This window comes from Aquidulcibacter paucihalophilus (genome assembly GCF_002105465.1).
Lineage (GTDB): Bacteria > Pseudomonadota > Alphaproteobacteria > Caulobacterales > Aquidulcibacteraceae > Aquidulcibacter > Aquidulcibacter paucihalophilus.
In genome coordinates, this window is the sequence record NZ_NCSQ01000043.1 from 1 (window position 1) to 1,882 (window position 1,882).

2 protein-coding genes are annotated in these 1,882 nt (G+C 59.6%); both read right to left on the minus strand.

Annotation, left to right across the window (positions count from 1 at the left end; all coding sequences use genetic code 11):
• Positions 1-515, minus strand: a 515-nt coding sequence (locus B7364_RS04100) for a transposase (protein WP_232780802.1), incomplete at its 3' end; no start/stop codon positions are given.
• Positions 516-586: 71 nt separating this feature from the next.
• Positions 587-1,782, minus strand: a protein-coding gene (locus B7364_RS04105; RefSeq protein WP_232780803.1) for an IS3 family transposase whose coding sequence is annotated in 2 segments (ribosomal slippage) — positions 587-1,533 and positions 1,533-1,782 — 1,197 coding nt in all. Because the reading frame shifts where the segments join, the coding sequence is not laid out codon by codon here.
• Positions 1,783-1,882: the final 100 nt, after the last annotated feature.

The following is a 1,882-nucleotide window of genomic DNA, read 5'->3' on the forward strand; positions in this document are numbered from 1 at the left end:
ATCACCCGGCGCATCTGGCGCCCGTCGCTGTCGGCTGCCGAGGTCACCGCAGCCTTGCGGATGAACCCGAAGCGCCGATCGATGCTGATATGCGACTTGTAGCCGAACACGGGTGTGGCGATCTGCGGTAACGGCGTGCCGTCGGGGCGATAACGGACCTTGCCGCCGATCTTCACGGTCCAGCGCGCATCGACATCCTTCTGGTGCGCCTTGTTCGGCTTGCCGCGCCAGATCTGCTTTGCCGACTTGCCCGCCTTGATCGCGGCCTTCTCTTCCTCGGTATTGCGCTGCTTGGGCGCAGGCACCAGCGTGGCATCGACGATCTGACCGCCCATGGCGAGATATCCTGCTTCACGCAGTTGCTGCTCGAAGGCCTGCATCAATGCCTCGAGCGTCCCGCTCTCGGTGAGCCGGTTGCGATAGTGACGGATGGTGTTCTCGTCCGGCATCGCGCCGCCAAGGTCGAAGCCGAAGAAGCGCATCCAGCTCAAGCGATCCCGGATCATGAACTCCATGCGCGCATCCGACAGATTATGCTGCGCCTGAACCACCAGCACCTTTGACCCAGCCCCCTGATCCGGGCCATTTATAAGTAGAGTCTGTTCGCCTTTCTTTCTGGTTTGTGGTTGGTGGTCAAGGCCCGCTGAGTGGAGCCTTTGCGGAGCTCAGGCGAAGCGGGCCTGGATCGTTTGGCGCTTTGTTGTTGGTGGTTGCGCGCGAAGACTGCTGGTGCAAGTCCGCCGAGCGACGTGTGCGGGCGCTGTTGGTTATAGGCAATTGCCCAGGCCTTCAGCGCGGCCCGTGCTTCAGTCAGCGATGAGAACAGCTCTTCGTTGAGGCATTCATCCCGGAGGCGACCATTGAAGCTTTCGACGAAGGCGTTCTGCGTTGGCTTTCCGGGGGCGATGTAGTGCCACTCGATATGTTGCTCCTGCGCCCATTTGAAGATGGCATGACTGGTCATTTCTGTCCCGTTGTCGCTGACGATAGTCTTGGGTTTGCCGCGTCTGGCGATGATCGCATCAAGCTCTCGTGCTAGCCGGTGACCTGAGATCGAGAAGTCCGCCACGACCGCCAGCGCCTCCCGGGTAAAGTCGTCAACCACACACAAGATGCGGAAGCGGCGGCCACCTGTCAGACTGTCGGATACGAAGTCGAGGCTCCAACGCTCGTTCGGCCCTGATGGCATAGTCATCGGTCTACGGGTCCCAAGCGCGCGTTTGCGGCCTTTGCGTCTGCGGACAGCAAGCTTTTCCTCTCTATAGATCCGATAGAGCTTCTTGTGATTGGCATGGTGGTCCTCACGCGTCAGCAAAATGCCAAGTCGTCGGTATCCAAACCGGCGGCGCTCGCCAGCAAGCGCGCGCAATCGCTCTCGCAGGGCCTCGTCACCACCAGTCTTCTTCTCATACTGAAACGTGGAGCGATCCAGTCCAGCTAGGCTGCACGCCCGACGTTCGCTGACGTCATGGTCCTTCATCGCCTGAACCACAGCGCGGCGCTTCACATCGGGCGTTAGTAGTTTTTTGTTGCCATGTCCTTGAGCACAGCAACATCCAGCATCGTCTCGGCCAGAAGCCGCTTCAGCCGGGCATTCTCCAACTCGAGCGCTTTGAGCTTCTGCGCGTCCGAGACGCTCATCCCGCCGAACTTGGCTTTGTACTTGTAGAAGGTCGCATCTGAGATCCCGTGCTTGCGGCATACCTCCGACGTCGAAATCCCACTCTCGTGCTCCTTGATCATCCCAATGATCTGTTGCTCGGTAAATCTGCTCTTGCGCATCTGTCATCCTCTCGTTCGAGGACTCTACAAACTTATGGCCGGATTTTAAGGGGCGGGGTCACCTTGAACATCGCAACGGGGTCGAACGCCGGGCGGCCAC